The following is a 21,871-nucleotide window of genomic DNA, read 5'->3' as shown; positions in this document are numbered from 1 at the left end:
GGCTTTTGTCTTTAATCTTCGCGAAACGCCTCGAACGGCAGATTGAAACGTTTAGCCAATGCGGCCTTATGTTTATCCGTTAACTTGCGCTCTCCTTTCAGAATACGATTCACATAAGATCGCTGACCAATCTCATTCACAAAAGATGACTGGTTGAGATGATGCTGATCCATTAACACCCGCAATAATGCAACACCGCCAGCCAATGTATTGATACGTTTATTGAATTCTGAAAACTCGGAGGCGGAATCCTCATATTTCGCAACTTTATCAGCCAGCATTTCAATCAGCGGATGGGCAGGATGATGTTCAATCAAATACTCCACCAGCTCCAAAGCCTGCTCGTAATCAGCTTCTGATTGACTTCCACCCAGAAGCGGAACCGCTTTGATCAGATTATTGGAGGCCTGAATGGCTTCGGCGATCATTCTTTATTCTCCCGATAATGCTTAACCACTTTGTCATACTCAGCATGGGTCACTATGTGTTTGATAAAAATCCGTTGGGCAATGAAGTCCGCAAAAAACATCACTCTGAGATTATTCCCGCCGACGTTAATCACCCACCATTTGGCTCGGTATTTCATTCGATCAAGACTTGGAAAAATAGCTTTCAGCGCATCGGGATCGATGAAAACGTTGCCATTTAAGGTTCTGTAAGTGGCATCCAATGCTGCTGCATCATTTGGAAATCTCCGTGTCGCTTCAGTGAACACTCTCCTTGAGATAACGTGCATCATTCCCTCGACATGTTCCAACATGGAAACATCATAGCGCAGAGCTGCAATGTTTCCAAGCAGGAAACTCGATGGCACATAGATAGCGTTGAGAAGGGGATTTGCCGCGCAGTGTTTACGCGGCAAAGAATTACTTCAAGGTGTAAGCATCCGCATCACGCCACGCCGGGAAGCGTTCGCGGTAGGCTTGTAGCTCTTCCAGTGACAGCTCCGCGTCGAGGCGCGCGCGCGCAAAGGGCTCGCCGGCGGCCAGAATCTCACCCTGTGGCGAAATAATGCGACTATCGCCGCTGTATTGATGTTTATTGCCATCGCTGCCAACGCGGTTGCAGCCGGCGACGTAAGCCTGGTTTTCAATCGCACGCGCCAGCAGTAGCGACTGCCAATGCAGCGCACGCGGCGCTGGCCAGTTGGCGACATACAGTGCCAGATCATAATCATTGTGATTACGCGAAAACACCGGGAAGCGCAGGTCGTAACAAATTTGCGGCAGAATGCGCCAGCCGCGCCACTCAAACACTTCGCGCGTTGCGCCCGCCACATAGTGCTGATGTTCATTGGCCATGCGGAACAGATGGCGTTTGTCGTACTGATGCACCGTGCCGTTGGGTTCCACCAGCAGAAAACGGTTTACCGCGCCTTTTTCTGTCTGAATCGCCGCGCTACCTCCAACTAAGGCATTGCTGGATTGCGCGTGCGCATGCAGCCACGCCACTACCTCATCCTGCGGCAGCGAGCTTTCGGCGGCTTCCATGGCAAAACCGGTGGTGAACATCTCCGGTAGCAGAATGATGTCGCGGGCTTCAATCCCCTTCAGCACGCCGTCAAAATGGCGCAGGTTGGCGGCGCCATCCATCCAGCTCAGCGTTTCCTGCAGCACGGTAATTTTCAAAGCTGACATAAGCGCTCCGCAGCGGCGTCGAGCGTCGCTTCCTGTTTGGCAAAGCACAGGCGAATCAACTTGTGCGGGAAAGGTTCGGCGCAGAATACCGACAGCGGAATCGCCGCCACGCCAACCTCTTTGGTCAGCAGCTGGCAGAAACTGACATCGTCCAGATCGGAAATCGCGCTGTAATCCACTATCAGGAAGTAGGTGCCTTCACACGGCAACACCTTGAAACGGCTGGTGGAGAGCGCCTTAATCAGCCGATCGCGGCGTGCGCGATAGAATTCAGACAGCTCGCGATAGTGTTCGGGCTGCTGGCGCAGCATATCGGCAATCGCCAGCTGTGCCGGTGTATTCACGGAGAAGGTCAAATACTGATGCACTTTGCGGATTTCCGCGCTGAGGGCGGCGGGTGCGATGCAATAACCGACTTTCCAGCCGGTCATGTGGAAGGTTTTACCAAATGAGGATACCGCAATCGCGCGCTGGCGCAGGTCGGCATGCGCTAATACGCTGGCATGCCCCGCTTCGGCGAAGCAGATGTGCTCGTAGACTTCATCGCTCAGCACATAGATTTCCTGCTCGGCAATGGCCTGCCAGAGTTCGGCATAATCACTTTTGCGCCAAACGGTGGCGGAAGGATTGTGCGGCGTATTCAGAATCACCAGGCGGGTTTTGGCGCTTAGCAGGCTGCGGAATGCTGACCAATCCACGCGAAACTCAGGGGGTTGTAGCGCAATGCGTTTCAACACGCCGCCGGCGAGCTGAACAGCAGGCGCGTAGCTGTCATAGCTTGGGTCGAAGCAGATCACTTCATCACCCTGGCGTACCAGCGCGGTGATCGCCGCATAGAGCGCTTCGGTGGCGCCCGCCGTCACGGTAATGTCGCTGTTAACGTCAGGCGAGTGGCCGTAAAGTTCGGCGGTTTTCTCAACAATCGCCTCACGCAGTGGCAGTGTGCCGATCATCGGTGCATATTGGTTCGCGCCCTGGCTAACGTGATAAGCCAGACGCTCTTGCAGATAGCGTGGACCGTCGAAGTCGGGAAAGCCCTGCGAGAGATTGATGGCGTTGTGCTGCTGCGCGAGCGCGCTCATTTGCGTAAAAATAGTGGTGCCGAGCGCCGGTAGTTTGCTCTCGGGGATCAGGTTGTGCTGCGTCATTATTTGTGGCCTTAAGCGCGAATGTCGTTGCGGAGAAACCCTGTGTTGCTGCCACTATAAACAGGATGTTAATATTTGGCAATCGAGACGCTTAGACGTCTAAACTAACCTGCGGAGCCTGTATAGCGCTATGACGGATTTTCTCCCACTGGAACATTTAGTGGCCGCCTGTCACTGGATTGGTAGTAAAGGCTGGGCGCCCGCCACCGGCGGTAATATGTCGGTGCGGCAGGATGCGGAATATTGCCTGTTGAGTGCGTCCGGCAAAGATAAAGGCAGCCTGACGCGTGATGACTTTATGCAGGTGGAGATCGCCACCAACGCGGTGCCATCGGGACGCACCCCATCGGCAGAAACCGGTCTGCATACCTTGATTTATCGTCTCTTCCCCCAGGCTGGCGCGGTATTGCATACCCACAGCGTTAACTCCACCGTGCTGTCGCGCGTCGAGCAGAGCGATGCACTGCTGCTCAGTGGCTATGAGATGCAAAAAACGCTGGCTGGTCAGCATTCTCACCTCAATACCGTCGCTATTCCGTTATTCGATAACGATCAGAATATTGATGCGCTGGTCGAGCGTATCGCCGCCTTTGCCGCACACTCGCCGCTGCAATATGGCTTTCTGCTGCGCGGTCACGGTCTGACCTGTTGGGGCAAGGACGTGAACGAAGCGCGCCGCCATCTGGAAGGGCTGGAATTCCTGTTTGCTTGTGAACTGCAACGTCGCCTGCTGGAGGCAAAATGATCCGCGCCATTGTTACCGATATTGAAGGCACCACCAGTGATATCCAGTTCGTCCACACGGTGCTGTTTCCCTATGCACGTCAGCATTTAGCCGCCTTTGTACGCGAGAATGAGGCCGATGCAGGCGTGGCTGCGGCACTCAACGCGGTGCGGGAAGAGTCGGGAAGTGCGCAGGCCTCGCTCGACGAACTCATCACTACGTTAATTGGCTATATCGATCAGGATCGTAAGTCGCCGGGCTTGAAGGCGTTGCAAGGCATGATTTGGCGAGCCGGTTACCTTGAGGGCCAGTTTACCGGCCACCTTTATCCGGATGTGCTGCCAGCTTTGCAGCGCTGGCAGCAGCAGGGCCTTGGCCTGTATGTATATTCCTCGGGATCGATCGCCGCGCAAAAACTGTTATTTGGTTACAGCGATGAAGGTGATTTAACCTCGCTGTTTAGCGGCTATTTTGATACCGGCGTGGGCGCGAAACGTGAAACGCAGTCGTATCGCAACATCGCTGAAAAAATTGGCCTCGCACCCGACGCCATCCTGTTCCTGTCGGATATTCATCAGGAACTGGACGCGGCGGCACTAGCGGGCTGGCACACGGTGCAGTTAATTCGTGACGCGGCGGATAACGTTAGTCGTCATCATCAGGTAAATGATTTTTCACAGATTAAACCGGAGTCGATTTAACATGAGTGCATTGACCATTTTTACCGATACCGAAGCCAATCAGCCGGTGTGGCACAGTACCGATGCAGCAGCGATTCGCGATCGCCTTAACGCTAAAAACGTGCGTTTTGAGCGTTGGGAAGCGGATCGCGATCTGGGCGTTGATCCCGATTCTGAGACGGTGATTAAGGCTTATCAGCATGCGATTGATCGCCTGGTCGCCGAGAAGGGCTATCAAAGCTGGGACGTGCTGAGCATGCGCGCGGATAATCCGCAGAAAGAGGTGCTGCGCTCCAAGTTTCTCAATGAACATACCCACAGCGAAGACGAAGTGCGCTTTTTCGTTGAAGGTTCAGGACTGTTTTGTCTGCATCTCGATGGCGAGGTTTATCAGATTCTGTGCGAGAAAAATGATCTGATTTCCGTACCTGCTGGCACCGCGCACTGGTTTGATATGGGCTCTGAGCCGCACTTCACTGCAATTCGTATTTTTGACAATCAGGAAGGCTGGGTGGCGAATTTCACCGGTGACCAGATTGCCGATGCGTATCCGCGTTTGGCGTGATTTTGAGTGTGCTTTGCGAGCTAGATTGTGCTCGCTGTCCCCCTCCTCGGTCCTCCCCCATAAATGGAGGAGGATGACGCTGCTGTATGTCAGTGCTGAAGCTGCATGTGGCAGCGTCTCCTTCCCCCATTTATGGGGGAAGGTCGGGATGGGGGACTGCCAGCACAATCCAGCCTACCTTAAGGCAAAAATATCCCTTCCTGAACCTGTGCAGGTGTCACCACTCCGGTATCCAGCACCCAACCGCTAATCAGCGCCGCAGGCGTTACATCAAACGCCGGGTTATACACCGCTGCGTTTTCGGGCGCCCACTGCACGCTGCCAAAACTGCCTGACACGCCGGTCACTTCGCTGGCGGCGCGTTGTTCAATCGGTATCGCGTCGCCATTAGGGCACAGACGATCAAGCGTGGTATACGGTGCTGCCACATAAAACGGAATGCCGTGATACTGCGCCAGCACGGCCAGGCTGTAAGTACCAATCTTGTTTGCTACATCGCCATTGGCGGCGATGCGATCTGCACCGACCCAAATGGCATCTACCGCGCCGCGCGCCATTAAGCTGGCGGCCATCGAATCAGTAATCAACTGGTAAGGAATGTTGAGCTCACCGAGTTCCCATGCGGTTAAACGGCCGCCTTGCAGCAGCGGTCGGGTTTCATCAACCCAGACATTTTTCACCAAACCTTGCTGATGGGCATAGGCGATCACGCCCAGCGCGGTGCCCACCCCCGCTGTCGCCAGACCGCCGGTATTACAATGGGTTAGCAACTGGCTGCCCGGTTTCACTAGCGCGCTACCGGCGCGGGCGATGTTGTCACACAGCTGTTTATCTTCGGCCACCAGCCGCAGCGCCTCAGCGCTTAACGCTGCGACAAAATCGTTCTCCGCCAGCGCCACTTTCATGCGATCCAGGTTATTCATCAGGTTCACCGCCGTTGGGCGGGCGGCACGCAGAACCTCCAGAGCGGCAGCTAATTCCACCTGCGTTGTCCCCTGTTCGCCAAGCAGCGCCAGCAGCAAACTGGCGGAGAGGCCAATCAGCGGGGCACCGCGCACGCGCAGGGCATGAATATGCTCAACCAGCTGCGCAACGCTGTGCGAAGGCAGCCAGTTTTGTTGTTGTGGCAGCGCCTGCTGGTCAAGGATCCACAGCTGGTTATCGCGGACCTCAAGGCTGGTGGTTCGAAGTGTTTGCATTGTGTGAAATCCCTGTTGCCTTAATGCTGGCTATTGTGCCAACATGCGTAACGGATGTATAGACGTCTGAACGGCTTATTACTGTCGAAACACGAGGAAAAAGCAATGTCGCAATACCGTACGTTCACCGCTGCCGATGCTGTGGAATATGCTAAAAAATTTGGCAGCGTGGACGATCCGTCAGCGCTGGTGAGCGCCGAGGAGATCGGTGACGGCAATCTCAACCTGGTGTTTAAAATCTTCGACAACCAAGGCCGCAGCCGCGTAGTGGTAAAACAGGCGCTGCCGTATGTGCGTTGTGTGGGCGAATCCTGGCCGCTCACGCTCGATCGCGCACGGCTGGAAGCGCAAACGCTGATTGAGCACTATAAACATTGCCCACAGCACACCGTTAATGTCACCCATTACGATGCAGAATTAGCGGTAATGGTGATGGAAGATCTCTCCACTCATCGTATCTGGCGTAGCGAGCTGGTGAACGGCGCTTACTATCCACAAGCAGGGCGCCAGCTGGGGGAGTATCTGGCGCAGACGCTGTTCCATACTTCTGATTTTTTCCTGCATCCGCACCGGAAAAAAGCCGAAGTAGCGCGTTTCATTAATCCGGAAATGTGTGAAATCACAGAAGACTTGTTCTTCAACGATCCTTTTATTGACCACGAGCGCAACAAGTATCCTGCCGCGCTGGAGTCGCTGGTGGTCAGCCTGCGCAGCGATGATGCATTAAAAATCGCTGTTGCGGGCCTCAAGCACCGCTTCTTTGCCGATGCCGAAGCTCTCCTGCACGGCGACGTGCACAGCGGCTCCATCTTTGTGGCGGATGGCAGCCTGAAAGTCATTGATGCAGAGTTCGGCTATTTCGGGCCGATTGGTTTTGATGTCGGCAGCGCGATTGGCAACCTGCTGATTAACTACTGCTGCTTGCCGGGCCTGCTGGCACCGCGTGAAGCGGCAGAAGGGCGCGAGCGTCGTCTTAGTGATGTGCAGGATGTCTGTAACCAATTTGCCAATCGTTTCCTTGAGCTGACCAAAGCGAAAACCAGTGATGTGGCGCTGGCCTATCCGGGCTATGCCGAATCCTTCCTGCATAAGGTATGGCGCGATACCATTGGTTACTGCGGGACCGAATTGATTCGTCGTACCGTGGGGATGTCGCATGTCGCGGACTTTAAACAGATTAACGATGACACGATGCGCACCGAGTGCATTCGCAGCTGTATAACGCTAGGACGTACGCTGATTTTGGCTGCCGATCATGTTGCCGATGTTGACGCATTAATTGCGCGCATTCGGCAGGCGGGATAAAGCGATCGCCATAAAAAAGCCTCCGCATGGAGGCTTTTTTATTTTATGCCGCTTCGCTGGTGCGCGAACGGGGTTTACTCTGCGGCTTTGGCACCGCCAGCGCTTCCGGCGCAAAGTCATCGACATTGATGGCTTTCAGGCGACTGGCTTCGGCGCGAATCAGCACCTGTGCTTCGCTTTCATCAATCCAACCCTCCTGCAAAGCACGCTGCGCCAGCGCATCCAGTCGGGTGAACGACAGGTGTTTTTTCTGCTGCTGGCACAGACGATCGTGAATCACTTCTGCTGCCATCACATCCTGCAACGCTTGCTCCAGTTGACCCGCCGGATTGTGCGCGCTCGGTGCCAGATACTGACCGCGACCTAAACGGGTGCGCGTGGCGGAGGGCAGCTGCAGCAGTTTCGCCAACTGGTGATCGAGCTTGTCAGACGGCGCTGGGCAATGATGTCCACCCGCGAAGATCACCAGACGCAGCGCGCCGGCAACCAGGCGATTTGGGAAGTTGCGCAGCAGATCATCCATCGCCACTTCGGCCTGATGCAAGGCATCCTGCACGCCCCAATGCACCAGCGGCAAGTCGGCGGCATTACGGCCTTCATCGTCATAGCGTTTCAGCGTGGCCGAGGCGAGATACATCTGGCTCAGTACATCGCCAAGGCGCGCGGAGATACGTTCGCGACGCTTCAGGCTGCCGCCCAATACCGCCATCGATACATCCGACAGCAGCGCGAGATTGGCGCTTAAACGGTTGAGATGCTGATAGTAGCGGCGCGTGGCATCGCGGGTCGGCGTGGCGCTGGTGCGGCCGCCGGTTAAGCCCAGCCACAGGCTACGCACTTTGTTACTGCCGACGTGGCCGATGTGGCTGAACAGCGCCCGGTCAAAGGTCACCAAATCGTTTTTCGCTGCGGCATTCATCTCTTCCAGTACCCACGGATGGCAGCGGATGGCGCCCTGGCCGAAGATGATCATGCTGCGCGTCAGAATATTCGCGCCTTCCACGGTGATAGCGATGGGAGCGCCCTGATAAGCTCGCGCCAGGAAGTTATTTTCGCCGAGCATAATCCCTTTACCGCCGGCAATATCCATCGCATCGATAATGGTGCGCTGGCCGCGATGGGTGCAGTGATACTTCACAATCGCCGACAGCACCGCCGGTTTTTCTCCCAGCATAATGCCGCTGGTGATCAGCGTAGCCGCGGCGTCCATCACATAAGCATTACCGGCAATGCGCGCCAGCGGTTCTTCAATCCCTTCCATTTTACCGATGGAGACTTTGAACTGACGACGAATATGCGCATAGGCGCCGGTTGCCAGCGCAATACTTTTCACGCTGCCGGTTGAGTTCGAAGGCAGCGTAATGCCGCGACCCACTGACAGGCACTCCACCAGCATGCGCCAGCCTTGACCGGCCATCGACGGGCCGCCAATGATGAAATCAATCGGCACGAAAATGTCTTTACCGCGCGTTGGACCATTCTGGAACGGCACGTTAAGCGGGAAGTGGCGCTGACCAATCTCCACGCCAGGCGTGTGGGTCGGAATCAGCGCGCAGGTGATGCCGAGCTCTTCAGTATTGCCCAGCAGATGATCCGGGTCGGAAAGTTTAAATGCCAGGCCAAGCACGGTGGCAATCGGTGCCAGCGTGATATAGCGCTTGTTCCAGGTGAGACGCATGCCCAGCACCTGCTGACCTTGCCACTCGCCCATGCACACTACGCCGGTATCGGGAATCGCCCCGGCATCGGAACCCGCTTCCGGGCTGGTCAACGCAAAGCAGGGAATCTCATCACCGCGTGCCAGACGCGGCAAGTAGTGATCTTTCTGCTCGTCGGTGCCGTAATGCTGCAGCAGTTCGCCTGGGCCAAGCGAGTTCGGTACGCCAACGGTGATCGCCAGAATGCCGGAGACGCCGGCCAGTTTCTGCAGCACGCGTGCTTGCGCATAGGCTGAGAACTCCAGGCCGCCATACTCTTTCTTGATGATCATGGCGAAGAAGCGATGCTGCTTGAGATAGGCCCACAGCTCCGGCGGCAGATCGGCCATTTCATGGGTGATTTCGAAGTCGTTCGCCATGCGGCACGCTTCTTCTACTGGACCATCAATAAAGGCTTGTTCCTCTTCCGTCAGACGCGGTTGCGGATAGTTGTGCAGCTTCTGCCAGTCCGGTTTACCGCGGAACAGATCGCCTTCCCACCAGGTGGTGCCTGCATCAATCGCCTCTTTTTCAGTGCGCGACATCGGCGGCATCACTTTCTGGAAGCTGCGCAGTGCCGGCTTGGAGAACAGGCTGCGGCGCATCACTGGCAGGTTAAACGGCAGCAGAATGATCGCCAGCGGGACCAGCAGCCACGGCGTCCACACGCCAGCGGCCGCCAGCGCGCCGGTCCACAGCAGCAAAATCACGCTGCTGAGCAGCAGAGAGATTTGGTGATAGAACAAGACGCTAAGCAAAATTAGCGTCGCAATGATTGAGGCAACCAACATAATGAACCACTCCATAAGTAGTAAGAGGTCTGACCTGTTATGGGTGTAGGTTTAGAATATGGGGCAAAATTTATCAATCTGTTTACATCGCAATTACAACACATCTCACAAATTCATTGCGCGAACGGCAACAGCTGCCAAACTTCCTCAACAGGTCGCGCTTTTCCTGATGGCGGGCGCTTTGCGGCTTAGTCCCATTCCGTTAAACTTGCTGCGTCAATCTTTCCTCTAAAAGGACATCCCTATGTACCAGGACATTATTCGCTCAGAGCTCAATGAAGCAGCCGATACGCTCAACAACTTCCTGAGTGATGAAGCTAACATTCACGCGATTCAGCGCGCTGCGGTTCTGCTGGCCGACAGCTTTAAAGCGGGCGGCAAAGTGCTTTCCTGCGGTAACGGCGGCTCGCACTGCGATGCCATGCATTTTGCTGAAGAGCTGACTGGGCGCTACCGTGAAAACCGTCCTGGCTACCCGGCGATTGCCATTTCTGATGTCAGCCATCTCTCCTGCGTGAGCAACGATTTTGGCTACGATTACGTGTTCTCGCGCTATATCGAAGCGGTGGGTCGCGAAGGCGATGTGCTGCTGGGTCTGTCCACGTCAGGTAACTCTGCCAACATCATCAAAGCCGTTGAGGCCGCGCGCGCGAAGGGGATGAAAGTGATCACGCTGACCGGCAAAGATGGCGGCAAAATGGCGGGATCGGCGGATATCGAAATTCGTGTGCCGCATTTTGGCTATGCCGACCGCATTCAGGAGATCCACATCAAAGTGATTCATATCCTGATGTTGCTAATCGAAAAAGAGATGGTTAAGTCATGATGTGTTCCTCTCGCCGCTGGCGAGGGGTGCTAACCTAAGGCGGTTGCTATGTGCGAATTGCTCGGGATGAGCGCCAATGTCCCAACGGACATCTGTTTCAGTTTTACGGGTCTGGTGCAGCGTGGCGGTGGAACCGGGCCGCACAAAGATGGCTGGGGCATTACCTTTTACGAAGGCAAAGGGTGTCGCACTTTCAAAGATCCGCAGCCAAGCTATAACTCACCGATTGCCCGATTAGTGCAGGAATACCCGATCAAATCGCATTCGGTGGTGGCACATATTCGCCAGGCGAATCGCGGTGAAGTGTCGCTGGAAAATACCCATCCGTTCACGCGTGAACTGTGGGGCCGTAACTGGACATACGCGCACAACGGACAGCTTAAAGGGTATCGCCAGCTGGACACCGGGCCTTTTCGTCCCATCGGTGAAACCGACAGCGAAAAAGCCTTCTGCTGGATTCTGCATAAACTTACCGAGCGCTATCCGCGCACGCCGGGCAACTGGCCGGCAGTTTTCCGCTACATCGCCGAGCTGGCAGCAGAAATGCGTGAGAAGGGCGTGTTCAACATGCTGTTGTCGGATGGTCGCTATCTGATGGCGTTCTGTTCGACCAATCTCTACTGGATTACGCGTCGTGCACCATTTGGCAAAGCGACACTGCTCGATCAGGATGTGGAGATTGATTTTCAGCAGCAGACTACGCCGCAGGATGTGGTGACGGTGATTGCTACGCAACCGCTAACCGGTAATGAAACCTGGCACCGGATAGTGCCAGGCGAATGGGCGTTATTTTGCCTGGGTGAGCGCCAGGAATGATTTCGAGGCAGCATCCGGTGTTGAAATCACCGGTGTGCTGTTCACCGCATATTGGCCGGTTGCCGTTACGTTAACCGTTGGCGGCACACGGTACTTCACAAAGTAGGCATAGCCCGGCTGCAGTTCACGCCAGAAATTAATGTAAGTCGAATATTTATGACGCTGCATGTTGCTGTCTGTCATGCGGAACGGATAGATATTGACCTGAATCTCCTGCTGACCATTACGCAGCGCGGCGTTGGTAAAGGCGAAGATCTCATCCATCGATGCATCGGTCATCGCGTAGCAGCCAACTGACACGCAATCACCGTGAATCATTAAATAGTTACCGTCATAGCCTTTAGCGCGATCGTACTGGTTAGGAAAACCGGTATTAATGGCGCGATAGAAACGGCTATCTGGTTTTAACTGGTTCAGCTTAACGTTATAAAAGCCTTCGGGACTTTTGAAATCGCCCTGACGACGTTTCGGTCCTAAGCCGCCAGAGAAATTACAGATGCGATAGCTGTCCAGCAGACGATATTCATTACCGATTTTGCCGTACAGTTCCAGCGTACGCTCTTCCTTGAAAATCTGAATAAATACAGGTGTACCAATTAATTGTTTCTTTAACTCTTTGCTCACCGGAGCCAGCGGTTGCGCAGGCTCAGGGTTAATTGCCCAGCTAAGGACCGGCATAAGAATCATCGCAAGCAATAATGCGATTCTGCCCATTCTGTAGATACCTTGATGTGAAGAGAGATGATGACGCTAAGCGTCCGGGTATTGCATTATCGGAAATATCCGCTATCGCAGCGCAACATTAACATTGTCTGGCTTTTAATCAAGCCAGTGTCCGAGAAAATGGCGCGTTCCTAAAAGGAATACGACCAGAAATTTGTAAACTTTAATTTGTTGATCAGAAAGTTCGCTTTTTTTCCTGGTTTTTAAAACGCCTTAATCCTGATGATAAACAAGACGCGTCCTGGCTGTTAACGGAATCAGTCTGCCTATACTGCGCCGGTCAATTTCATCAGGTAATAATCCATGGAACACTCCTCTCGCCCGTCCCTTTATCAGGTTGATAACCTGAGCTACATGTTGTCGTCCGGCCCGGATATGATTAATGCGCATTTACGCGGCGGCAAAGCCTGGGAGCCGACAACGCTGCAGATTTCTCAGCTGCTAATCGCAGGTATTGAGCGTCCGATATTGGTCGATGTGGGAGCCAATTTAGGCGCCTGGTCGGTGCCGATGGGCGATCATATCCGGGCGAAGGGCGGAAAATTATATGCTTTCGAACCCCAGCGTCAGGTGTTTTATCAACTTTGCGCCAATCTGTTTAGCAATCAGCTGTTTCATTGTCATGCCATGCAGATGGCGATTGGCGACGTGAATGGTGAAATTGACGTACCGGTACTGGATATGCAAACCGAAGTGAACGTCGGTGCGCTGTCGCTGGATGCTGATATTCGCGCGCAACAGAAGATGCTCAGCACCGCCTTTACAGAGAGTGAATCGGTACGCATCGCGACCTTAGACAGTTTGCACTTACCTGCCGCGCATCTCGTCAAAGTGGATGTGGAAGGGCTGGAGTTAGAAGTGCTGAAAGGTGCACGTCAGTGGCTGGAGAGCTCAGGCTATCCGGCGATTTTGTTTGAGGTGTGGGGCGACTATCTGCCGGCTCTGATCCCGAAACGCAATCGCCTGCTCAACCTGTTAAAACGTGCGCTGGGCTACGAAGTGGAAATGTTTGGCGAACTTGGCATCGCACAGCATCCGCAGAATAAACGCCTGGAAATTAAAAAAACCGATAAAGGCATGGAGATTCGTCGCCTGGTGTAATTGGGCGCGCTAACATCAGGGTACTTTTGCATCTGTACAAATATCCAGTATTATAAAGAGGTCTCGATTGAATCTGGGTTAGTTGCAAAAGTGAAAATCATTCATGTCGATATGGACTGCTTCTACGCGGCGGTGGAAATGCGCGATGATCCTTCATTGCGCGATATTCCCATCGCGATTGGTGGCAGCCGCGTACAGCGCGGCGTGATCAGTACGGCTAACTATCCCGCGCGCAAATATGGCGTGCGCAGCGCGATGCCCACCGGTATGGCGCTAAAACTCTGTCCACATCTGCGTTTATTGCCGGGCCGCTTCGATGCGTATAAAGAAGCATCGCGCCAGATCCGCGACATCTTCTCGCGCTACACCGCGCTGATTGAACCCTTATCCCTTGATGAAGCCTATCTGGATGTGACCGACAGCCTGCATTGTCACGGCTCAGCAACATTAATGGCGCAGGCGATTCGGGCGGATATCCTGCGCGAAACCGGTTTGACCGCCTCGGCCGGCATTGCGCCGATTAAGTTTCTCGCCAAAATCGCCTCCGATCTCAACAAACCCAACGGGCAATATGTGATTACACCGGATGCCATGCCAGGTTTTTTACTGACGCTGCCGCTGAGCAAAATCCCCGGCGTTGGCAAAGTGGCGACGAAAAAGCTGGAAGAGATGGGTTTGCGCACCTGCGCAGATGTCCAGCAGGCCGATCTGGCGCTGTTGCTGAAACGCTTTGGCAAGTTTGGCCGTATCTTGTGGGAGCGCAGCAACGGCATTGATGAACGCAATGTGGTGGTGGAGCGTGAGCGTAAATCGCTGGGCGTTGAGCGCACGCTCATGGAGGACATTCACAGCTGGGAGCAGTGTCTGGAGATTATTGATTTTCTCTATGCTGAATTAGAGCGGCGCTTAACGGCAATCAAGCCGGATAAGCAGATCGCTCGCCAGGGAGTAAAGCTCAAGTTCAACGACTTTCAGCAGACTACACAGGAGCATGTCTGGCCGGTATTGAACAAAGACGACATGATCGCGGTAGCGCGTCAGGCATGGGATGATCGTCGGGCAGGGCGCGGAGTAAGGCTAGTGGGATTGCATGTCACTATGGTTGATCCGCAGCTGGAGCGGCAGCTTGTGTTGGGGTTGTGAGGTGATGGTGCGGCCTGGCTCGCACCCACCCAAAACACTACTTCTTAGCGTACTTCGCTTCCAGCGTGGCAAACCACGGCGCGACGAAATCGCTGTTCTCGCCCCAGCCAGGGATAATCTTGTTCAGTGAAGCCACGTTAACCGCACCTTGCTGACTGTTCAGCTGCTGCTGCGAAATGGATGCCGCTTTAAACTCATAGCTTGCAGGCGTGGTTTCGCCGCCAATCTTGTTCGCCACCAGACGCATATTCACCGCGCCAATGGTTTTCGGGTCCACCGCCACGGTCTGCACCCAGGGGCTGTTTTTCTCGTGCATCAGCTGCAGATCCTGGTTGGATACGTCGATGCTATACAGCTTGATTTCAGTACGACCATTCTCCTGCAACGCTTTGTAGGCGCCCTGGCTAAATGCATCCCACGAACCCCAAATTGCATCAATCTTGCCTTTCGGGTACTTCGCCAGAATCGCGCCAATCTTGTTGGCGGTATCGCCCTGAACATCAGAGGAGACGGCGCCGATCGATTCCAGTTGATGAATGCCTGGGTTTTCTTTCAGCAACTTCTCATACACCACCTGACGACGATCCATCGCCGGGAAACCGGCCACCCATAATTTGACGATATTCGCTTTGCCATTGAAGTCTTTGATCAAACTGCCGAGTGATTCCTGCGCCAGCGAGGCGTCATTTTGCGCGGTTACGGTCACACCCTTCACTGGCGTATTTACCGGCGTATCAAACACCGACAGCTTAATACCGGCATCGGCGATGCGCTGCACCAGCGCGGTAGAGTAGGGATCTTTGCCATGCGACAGAATAATGCCGTCATATTTTTGGCTGATCGCCTGATTAACAAAATCCTGGAAACGCGCATCATCGCCGTTGCTTAAAAAAGTGCTGACCTTAAAGCCCAACTTGCGGCCCTGCTGAATTGCACCGGCCACAAACTGTGTGGTGTTGTCGTCGGAACCGAGGTTACGGATGATGGCAATGCGCACCGGGCCTTCATGATTGGCGATGGCTGCGGGCACCGGCGTTGTGGTGTCGGCAAAGGCAGCGCTGACGTTCAGCAGGCTCACTGCCAGCAGCGAAAGGGTAATTTTTTTCATTATGCTCTCTTTCTGAATAACAGCGCCTTAGCGGCGCTGGATGTAAGTGATTGCCAGCGCCAGCGCCAGCACCAGTCCTTTAATAATGTCCATCGCGTAATAGGGCACCGACAGCATCACCAGCCCGTTCTGCAATACGCCGAGGATGACGGCGCCCACCAGAGTTCCTAACGCATTAGGTTTGCCTGAACCGGCCAGTGAGAAGCCAATCCACGCCGCGGCGACGGCGTCCATCAGGTAACCGCCGCCGGCATTCACCTGCGAAGAGCCGATGCGCGAAGCCAGCAGAATGCCGCCCAGCCCAGCCAGCAGCGATGAAAGCACATAGGCCAGCACGCGATAACGGGTGGTGCGGATGCCCGATAACCGCGCCGCTTCCGCATTACCGCCGAGCGCATACATGCGACGACCGTGCTTGGTTAGCGATAGCGCCAGCTGCGCCACTATCGTCACCACCAGCATAATAATCACGATGGTTGGCACCTGGCCGAGCAGGCCAAAAGCAGCGGGAATGGTGCCCTCGGCCATGTCACCGCTTGGCAGCACCATATTTTCCGTGATCGACCCGCCGAAGCTGTAGGTCATCGCCACGCCCTGAATCACAAATAGCGTGGCCAGTGTGGCGAGCATGTCGGGAATACGCAGAATCACAATCAAGAAGCTGTTGAATAATCCCACCAGCGTGCACAGCAGCAGCGTGATAATAATGGCTTCGGTGGTGCCAAAGCCGTGCCAGACGAAGAGCGAAATCACCAGCGCATTGGCCAGCGATGCCGTCGATCCGACTGACAGGTCAAAGCCGCCAATCGTCAGTGAAATCGATACGCCGATGGCAATTACCGTCACGATGGCAATCGAACGCAGGATGTTGATGATGTTGGTGGGCTCAAGGAAGCTGTCTGAGGCCAGACCAAACGCGGCAATCAGAATAACCACCGTCAGCAACATGCCCCATTTATAGAGGAAATCGAAAAGCTGATGGCGCAGAGAAGGCTGCGGGGTTAGGGATAGTTCTTTGCTGCTCACGCAGGTGTTCCTCCGGTGGAATAAAGCAGAAGTGTCTCTTCTGTGGCGTCTGTGCCCTCCATCTCTGCCACAATGCGCCCATCCCAGAGCACACAAATGCGATCGCATAAACCGACCAGTTCAGAAAACTCGCCCGAAGCATAAATGATGCCTTTCCCTTCGCGCGCTAAGCCTGCGATCAAACTGAATAGCTCGGTTTTGGCTTTGATATCAACGCCCTTTGTGGGCTCATCAAAAATCAGTACATCGGCGTTGTTGCGCAGCCATTTGCCAATTGCCACCTTCTGCTGATTACCGCCGGACAGGCGACGCAGGGTTTGCGCCGGTCCGGTAGTGCGTACATTCAGGCGTTGAATCACCTCTTCGGCCCAGCGCCATGCCTTGCGATGACCGAACACGCTCCAGCGCGAAAAACTGTTATCAGCGCTGATACTGAGATTCATGCTGACGGGTTCATCGATGAAAATGCCCTCTTTGCGCCGCTCTTCCGGCACCAGCGCCATGCGGTTCTCGACAGAGTCGTGGGGTGAACGCGGTCGCCATGCTTTGCCGTGCAGTTCGCCTTTCTCAACGCGGCTTTTGCTGGCGCCAAATAGCGCTTTGCACAGTTCGGTTTTACCGGCACCGGCTAAACCCGCAATGCCGAGGATTTCGCCCTGGTGCAGCCGCAGCGAAATGTCCTGCAGTAACTGATCGTCGTGCAAGCCGTCAACCGACAGCAGCAGCGGTCGCGCCTCACGCGTGCGACGGGGCGGAAAGACATCGTTGAGCTGATGTCCCAGCATCTTCTCAACGATTTGCTCGCCGCTCAGCGCGGCCATCGGACAGCTTTCGATCAGGCGTCCGTCACGCAGCACCGTCAGGCGATCGCATATCGCTTTCAATTCGTGAATACGATGCGAGATAAACACCACGCCAATGCCGCTGGACTGTAAGCGACGCACCACGGCGAACAGGCGCTCGCTCTCGTGCTGATCGAGCGGAGCGGTAGGTTCATCAAGAATTAGAAAGCGGCAGTGGTGCGAGAGCGCGCGAGCCAGCAGAATTTGCTGCTTCTCCGCTAGCGTGCAGCGTTCAACCAGACGATTGACGTCAATGTTCACTTGCAGCTGCGCCAGCAAAGCACGCGCCTGGCGACGTATATCGCGCCAGTTATAGAGGTGCCCCGGCTCGGCTAAGCGATCGAGCAGAATGTTCTCCGCCACGCTAAGTTGCGGCACCAGCGCCACATCGACTTCCTGCTGGACCAGATGGATGCCCAGCTTTTTGGCATCACGCGGCGAGCGAATCATCACCGGTACGTCGTCCAGCAGAATCTCACCGCTGTACTGCGCATGCGCCCCAGCCAGCACCGCCATCAGCGTTGATTTTCCGGCGCCGTTGGCACCGGTTAAGGCATGTACCGAACCGCCTGCGGTGAGGAAATCGACCTGCGCTAGCGCGGCGAAACCGCCAAAGGCGATGGAGATATTACGCATCTCCAGGCGGTTGATCGCAGTCATGAAGCCGGGCCTTTAATTATTTGAGTGGGAGGCATTTTTTCCTGAACCCTCACTCTGGGCAACAATCGAAACGGCATAAGCTAGCACGAAATCTTCTTAGCCGTCCGGACATCTGGACATGATGGCGGCTAAAGCTGAAGAGCAGGAAAGAGTTGGAGGAATCAGGAGGTGGGAAGCAAGATTGTCAGGGCAATATGCTGGGGAAGTCGATCGCCATAAAGGGCAACTCGACGCTATGCCTGCAAAGATTTTGTCGACTGTGCATTAATTTGCGCAAGGCATAAAAAAACCCGACCGAAGCCGGGTTGCTCGCGAAAGCGCAAACTTACGCTTTTTCTGGCATTACGCTCAGCAGCGCAGTCAGCAGCTTCCAGTACAAACCGACGCTCTCGATGTGTACCTGCTCATCGGGCGAGTGCGGGCCGGTAATGGTGGGACCGATCGAAACCATATCCATTTCCGGGTACGGCTTCTTGAACAGACCACACTCCAGACCGGCGTGAATCACCTGAATGTTTGGCGTTTTGCCAAACAGCGCTTCGTAAGTTTTACGCGTCAGCGCCATTACCGGTGAGTCAGCATCGGGCTGCCAGCCTGGGTAGCCGCCCTTCGGTGCGCCTTGCGCGCCAGCAAGATCGGCCAGCGAGGTCAGCACTTCAACCACCCAATCTTTACCGGTATCGATCAGCGAACGAATCAGGCAGATAATTTCGGCATTATTCTGATCCATGGTCACCACGCCGACGTTCAGCGAGGTTTCCACCACACCTTTAGCGACGTCGGAGTTACGGATCACGCCGTTTGGCGTGGCATTCAGCAGGTTCAGGAAACGATCGCGGCTGTCAGTGCTTAACGCCTGGCCCTGGTGCGCCAGCGACTCGGTAACCACCGCAATGTGTTTCTCTTTAATGCCCAGCTCGTTCAGCAGCGTCGCCTGGAAATGTGCCGCAGCAGATTTCAGCGCATCCACTTGATGGCTTTCGATGGCCAGCGTCGCGAAGGCTTCGCGTGGAATGGCATTGCGCAGCGTACCGCCGGTGAATTCGATCAAACGTACGTCGAATTCACGCGCGTGCAGCGCCAGGAAACGCGCCAGCAGCTTGTTGGCGTTGCCCAGACCGTGGTGAATGTCGGCACCGGAGTGACCGCCTTTCAGGCCTTTCAGCGTCAGCTTCAGGGTCTCATAGCCCGCCGGGACAGCTTCACGCGTCAGTGGCAGGGTGGTAATGAAGTCGATACCCCCGGCGCAACCCATGTAGATCTCGCCTTCCTCTTCGGAATCGGTGTTGATCAGAATGTCGGCCTGCAGCCAGTTCGGCTGTAAACCAAATGCACCGTCCATGCCGGACTCTTCGGTCATGGTCAGCAGCACTTCGACCGGACCGTGGATCAGGCTGTTATCAGCCAGTACCGCCAGCGCAGAAGCCATACCAATGCCGTTATCCGCGCCCAGCGTGGTACCGCGCGCTTTCACCCATTCGCCGTCAACGTACGGCTGAATCGGATCTTTGGTGAAGTCGTGCACTGTGTCATTGTTCTTCTGCGGCACCATATCGAGGTGCGCCTGCAGCGCCACCGGCGTGCGATTTTCCATGCCAGCCGTAGCGGGTTTTCGAATCAGGATGTTGCCAACCTGATCGCGCTCAACCCAAAAACCTTGCTCTTTTGCCCAGCCAACAACGTATTCGGCCAGGGCTTCTTCGTGATAAGAAGGGTGCGGAATGGAACAGATTTTGGCAAAAATATCCCACAGCGGTTGGGGTGAAAGTTGCGACAATTCAGACACCATGCGTCTCCTGTGTCAGCGTGGCGGACATACCGCACGCACGCGGGTTTCCAGTAAAAATCGTCGTCAGAACATCTGACGTGATGGGCCTGAGAATATCACTGTTTCTCGCCGGGTGCGTAATCAGGCGCGCTAAAAACCTGCAACCAGTAAGACAGATGCTGGTTTTTAAGGCGTCAGATCCTTATAATCTCGCGCAACCTTTTCCCCCTTGCATATTTTTTAAGCCAAGTTTCTTGGCCGGGATTCCTTCATATGAGCGAAAAATACGTCGTAACCTGGGACATGTTGCAAATTCATGCCCGTAAACTGGCCCAGCGCCTGCTTCCTGTGGAACAGTGGAAAGGTATCATTGCGGTGAGCCGCGGTGGTCTGGTTCCGGCATCATTGCTGGCGCGCGAACTGGGTATTCGCTATGTCGATACCGTTTGCATCTCCAGCTACGATCACGACCATCAGCGCGAAATGAAAGTGCTGAAGCGTGCAGAAGGCGACGGTGAAGGCTTCATCGTGATTGACGATTTAGTGGATACCGGCGGCACCGCGCAGGCGATTCGCGATATGTATCCAAAAGCGCGTTTCTGCACCATCTTCGCCAAGCCGGCTGGCCGTGCGTTGGTAGACGACTATATTGTCGACATCCCGCAGAACACCTGGATCGAGCAGCCTTGGGACATGGGCGTGGTGTACATTCCGCCAATCGTCAAAAGCTAATTGATGCATCGCAAACAACGCCCGGTTATGCCGGGCGTTGTGCTTTCTGCGCCTCGCGCGCGTATGGCGGGTGCAGTACACTCTTAGCCATCGCCATGATGTTGGCAGGAGAATCACTAAGATGTCTGATAAAAACCTGAGCGAAGAACTCTTCAAACCCCGTTTCAAACACCCGGAAACCTCTTCATTAGTGCGCCGCCAGCATCACGCGGCGGTACAGGTGCATAACGCCCTCGAAGGTGACACCCAGCGCGGCTGGTACCGCATGCTGAATAAGCTGCTGTGGACATGGCGTGGTCTGTCGCCACAGGAGATCAGCGAGGTGCTGGCGCGTATTGCCGTTAGCGATTTCGAGCGCACCAATGAAGCCCTGCTCGACACGGTGATCGGCTATCGCGGCGGCAACTGGAATTACGAGTGGTCGAAGCAGGCAGCGCTGTGGCAGCAGCAGGCGATGCAAAGCGAGAATCATGAAACCGCCGGTCAACATTGGCTGCACGCCGCCAATCTGTTCAGCCTTGCCGCCTATCCTTATATTAAGGGCGACGATCTGGCCGATCAGGCGCAGGTGCTGGCCAATCGCGCCTATGAGGAAGCCACGCAGCGCTTGCCGGGTGAACTGAAATCGCTGACCTTCCCGATAAGCGGTGGCGCGCCGGTGACCGGCTTCCTGCACATGCCGGCGCAGGCCGAAGCGCCGTATCCAACGGTGCTGCTGTGCGGCGGTCTCGACTCCTTGCAGAGCGATCACTATCGCCTATTCCACGATTATCTTGCGCCGCGCGGCATCGCTATGCTGACGCTGGATATGCCGTCGGTAGGGTTCAGCAGCAAATGGACGCTCAATCAAGATACCAGCCAGCTGCATCAGCAAGTGCTGCGCGAGCTGAGCAACGTGCCGTGGATCGATCATACGCGTGTGGCGCTGCTGGGTTATCGCTTCGGTGCCAATGTGGCGACACGTCTGGCTTATCTTGAGGTGCCGCGCCTGCGCGCCGTTGCCACGCTCGGCGCCATGGTGCACAGCGTGTTTGTTGATGCGCAGCAACAGCAGCAGTTACCGGATATGTATATGGATATGCTGGCTAGCCGTCTCGGCATGTCATCCACCTCCGACAGCAATTTGCGCATCGAACTCAATCGCTACTCCTTGAAGGTGCAGGGTTTGCTGGGGCGCCGCACGCCAACACCGATGCTGGCGGCGTACTGGCCGGATGATATTTTTGGCCCGCAAGAGGATGCGCAGCTGATCGCTAACTCATCCTCGCAGGGCAAGACGCTGGCGATTCCCGCCAAACCGGTGTTTGCCAGTTTTGACCAGGCGTTGAATCAAATTTGTGACTGGCTGGAAAAACAGTTGAAAAACTAACTGGCGAAAGC

At 55.1% G+C, this 21,871-nt stretch carries 21 protein-coding genes; 10 read left to right on the top strand and 11 right to left on the bottom strand.

Going from position 1 to position 21,871, the window contains the following annotated elements:
* Positions 1-11: 11 nt before the first annotated feature.
* The 4 genes from PMI17_RS06235 to PMI17_RS06220 form a co-directional block, all read right to left on the bottom strand.
* On the bottom strand, positions 12-428 hold the full coding sequence (locus tag PMI17_RS06235) for a type II toxin-antitoxin system HigA family antitoxin (RefSeq protein ID WP_007887171.1): 417 nt from the start codon (positions 426-428) through the stop codon (positions 12-14).
* Complete coding sequence (locus PMI17_RS06230; RefSeq protein WP_007887170.1) at positions 425-736, bottom strand: type II toxin-antitoxin system HigB family toxin; 312 nt, start codon at positions 734-736, stop codon at positions 425-427. The genes PMI17_RS06235 and PMI17_RS06230 overlap by 4 nt, the downstream gene beginning before the upstream one ends.
* A 130-nt stretch (positions 737-866) precedes the next feature.
* The gene (locus PMI17_RS06225; protein ID WP_007887167.1) at positions 867-1,637 is read right to left on the bottom strand and encodes an amidohydrolase; all 771 of its coding nucleotides are present in this window, start codon (positions 1,635-1,637) and stop codon (positions 867-869) included.
* A complete protein-coding gene (locus tag PMI17_RS06220) occupies positions 1,625-2,785 on the bottom strand; it encodes a pyridoxal phosphate-dependent aminotransferase (RefSeq protein ID WP_007887166.1) in 1,161 nt (386 codons plus the stop codon). The genes PMI17_RS06225 and PMI17_RS06220 overlap by 13 nt, the downstream gene beginning before the upstream one ends.
* A gap of 130 nt (positions 2,786-2,915) precedes the next feature.
* Between PMI17_RS06220 and PMI17_RS06215 the strand changes: the two genes are divergently transcribed.
* From PMI17_RS06215 to PMI17_RS06205, 3 genes are read left to right on the top strand one after another with little or no spacing between them, the layout of a single operon-like run.
* Complete coding sequence (locus PMI17_RS06215) at positions 2,916-3,530, top strand: methylthioribulose 1-phosphate dehydratase (RefSeq protein WP_007887164.1); 615 nt, start codon at positions 2,916-2,918, stop codon at positions 3,528-3,530.
* A complete protein-coding gene (gene mtnC / locus PMI17_RS06210; protein ID WP_007887162.1) occupies positions 3,527-4,210 on the top strand; it encodes an acireductone synthase in 684 nt (227 codons plus the stop codon). Before PMI17_RS06215 ends, mtnC begins: the two co-directional genes overlap by 4 nt.
* 1 nt (position 4,211) lies before the next feature.
* Positions 4,212-4,754, top strand: coding sequence for an acireductone dioxygenase (locus tag PMI17_RS06205; RefSeq protein WP_007887160.1), 543 nt, complete (start codon positions 4,212-4,214; stop codon positions 4,752-4,754).
* 179 nt (positions 4,755-4,933) lie between these two features.
* On the opposite strand, the gene mtnA is transcribed toward PMI17_RS06205, so the two are convergent.
* On the bottom strand, positions 4,934-5,953 hold the full coding sequence (gene mtnA, locus PMI17_RS06200; RefSeq protein WP_007887158.1) for an S-methyl-5-thioribose-1-phosphate isomerase: 1,020 nt from the start codon (positions 5,951-5,953) through the stop codon (positions 4,934-4,936).
* 105 nt (positions 5,954-6,058) lie between these two features.
* Between mtnA and mtnK the strand changes: the two genes are divergently transcribed.
* Positions 6,059-7,258 carry an S-methyl-5-thioribose kinase gene (gene mtnK, locus PMI17_RS06195; RefSeq protein ID WP_007887156.1) on the top strand — a complete coding sequence of 400 codons (1,200 nt, stop codon included), beginning with the start codon at positions 6,059-6,061 and terminating at the stop codon, positions 7,256-7,258.
* 43 nt (positions 7,259-7,301) lie between these two features.
* Here mtnK and fadE read toward each other — a convergent pair whose 3' ends face one another.
* Positions 7,302-9,746, bottom strand: coding sequence for an acyl-CoA dehydrogenase FadE (fadE, locus tag PMI17_RS06190; RefSeq protein WP_007887154.1), 2,445 nt, complete (start codon positions 9,744-9,746; stop codon positions 7,302-7,304).
* A 244-nt stretch (positions 9,747-9,990) separates the two neighbouring features.
* Between fadE and lpcA the strand changes: the two genes are divergently transcribed.
* Complete coding sequence (gene lpcA, locus PMI17_RS06185; RefSeq protein WP_007887152.1) at positions 9,991-10,572, top strand: D-sedoheptulose 7-phosphate isomerase; 582 nt, start codon at positions 9,991-9,993, stop codon at positions 10,570-10,572.
* A 48-nt stretch (positions 10,573-10,620) separates the two neighbouring features.
* Positions 10,621-11,388, top strand: a complete 768-nt coding sequence (locus PMI17_RS06180) for a class II glutamine amidotransferase (protein WP_007887151.1) — start codon at positions 10,621-10,623, stop codon at positions 11,386-11,388.
* Here the strand turns inward: PMI17_RS06180 and dpaA are convergent.
* Complete coding sequence (gene dpaA, locus PMI17_RS06175) at positions 11,359-12,102, bottom strand: peptidoglycan meso-diaminopimelic acid protein amidase (RefSeq protein ID WP_007887150.1); 744 nt, start codon at positions 12,100-12,102, stop codon at positions 11,359-11,361. The genes PMI17_RS06180 and dpaA overlap by 30 nt on opposite strands.
* Before the next feature lie 312 nt (positions 12,103-12,414).
* Here dpaA and PMI17_RS06170 point away from each other — a divergent pair, with 312 nt between their 5' ends.
* Together PMI17_RS06170 and dinB are read left to right on the top strand one after the other, a co-directional pair.
* Positions 12,415-13,212 carry an FkbM family methyltransferase gene (locus PMI17_RS06170; RefSeq protein WP_007887144.1) on the top strand — a complete coding sequence of 266 codons (798 nt, stop codon included), beginning with the start codon at positions 12,415-12,417 and terminating at the stop codon, positions 13,210-13,212.
* Positions 13,213-13,302: 90 nt separating this feature from the next.
* On the top strand, positions 13,303-14,355 hold the full coding sequence (gene dinB / locus PMI17_RS06165) for a DNA polymerase IV (RefSeq protein ID WP_255348771.1): 1,053 nt from the start codon (positions 13,303-13,305) through the stop codon (positions 14,353-14,355).
* Between the two features lie 37 nt (positions 14,356-14,392).
* On the opposite strand, the gene PMI17_RS06160 is transcribed toward dinB, so the two are convergent.
* The 4 genes from PMI17_RS06160 to pepD form a co-directional block, all read right to left on the bottom strand.
* Positions 14,393-15,463, bottom strand: a complete 1,071-nt coding sequence (locus PMI17_RS06160) for a sugar ABC transporter substrate-binding protein (protein ID WP_007887141.1) — start codon at positions 15,461-15,463, stop codon at positions 14,393-14,395.
* Between the two features lie 27 nt (positions 15,464-15,490).
* Positions 15,491-16,489 carry an ABC transporter permease gene (locus PMI17_RS06155; RefSeq protein WP_007887140.1) on the bottom strand — a complete coding sequence of 333 codons (999 nt, stop codon included), beginning with the start codon at positions 16,487-16,489 and terminating at the stop codon, positions 15,491-15,493.
* Complete coding sequence (locus PMI17_RS06150) at positions 16,486-17,991, bottom strand: sugar ABC transporter ATP-binding protein (RefSeq protein WP_007887139.1); 1,506 nt, start codon at positions 17,989-17,991, stop codon at positions 16,486-16,488. The genes PMI17_RS06155 and PMI17_RS06150 overlap by 4 nt, the downstream gene beginning before the upstream one ends.
* Before the next feature lie 325 nt (positions 17,992-18,316).
* Positions 18,317-19,777, bottom strand: a complete 1,461-nt coding sequence (gene pepD, locus PMI17_RS06145; protein ID WP_036620392.1) for a beta-Ala-His dipeptidase — start codon at positions 19,775-19,777, stop codon at positions 18,317-18,319.
* A 255-nt stretch (positions 19,778-20,032) separates the two neighbouring features.
* Between pepD and gpt the strand changes: the two genes are divergently transcribed.
* Together gpt and frsA are read left to right on the top strand one after the other, a co-directional pair.
* Entirely contained in the window at positions 20,033-20,491 is a 459-nt protein-coding gene (gene gpt, locus PMI17_RS06140; RefSeq protein WP_007887137.1) for a xanthine phosphoribosyltransferase, read from the top strand.
* Positions 20,492-20,612: 121 nt separating this feature from the next.
* The gene (gene frsA, locus PMI17_RS06135) at positions 20,613-21,860 is read left to right on the top strand and encodes an esterase FrsA (RefSeq protein WP_007887136.1); all 1,248 of its coding nucleotides are present in this window, start codon (positions 20,613-20,615) and stop codon (positions 21,858-21,860) included.
* Positions 21,861-21,871: the final 11 nt, after the last annotated feature.

It is taken from the genome of Pantoea sp. GM01 (assembly GCF_000282675.1).
GTDB classification, from domain to species: domain Bacteria; phylum Pseudomonadota; class Gammaproteobacteria; order Enterobacterales; family Enterobacteriaceae; genus Pantoea; species Pantoea nemavictus.
The sequence above is the reverse complement of the archived record's forward strand: the minus strand, read 5'-3'. Positions and strand labels throughout refer to the sequence as shown.